Genomic DNA, 279 nt, shown 5'->3' on the forward strand with positions numbered 1-279 from the left:
TCCACCTAGGCCCACCATTTTCATCGAGTACCCATTTTGAAAATGGGGGTGTAGCTCAGCTGGGAGAGCACCTGCCTTGCACGCAGGGGGTCATCGGTTCGATCCCGTTCACCTCCACCATTTTATCCACCGAAGCTTTAGCGAAGGTGGATGATACCGTTCTTTGACAATTGCATAGTAGTGAATGTAGGTAGCAACCGAAATGACGTAAGTCGTTTCGGGAAGTATGCATGGCAGTGAGATCATTTACAGTTTTTTTATGGTCAAGCTACTAAGGGC

1 tRNA gene is annotated in these 279 nt (G+C 48.0%); it reads left to right on the top strand.

Annotated features, from left to right (window positions below):
• Window positions 1-44: 44 nt before the first annotated feature.
• Window positions 45-120, top strand: a tRNA-Ala gene (locus KOM00_RS20515).
• Window positions 121-279 lie beyond the last annotated feature (159 nt).

It is taken from the genome of Geomonas diazotrophica, from assembly GCF_018919385.1.
Taxonomy (GTDB): Bacteria; Desulfobacterota; Desulfuromonadia; order Geobacterales; family Geobacteraceae; genus Geomonas; species Geomonas diazotrophica.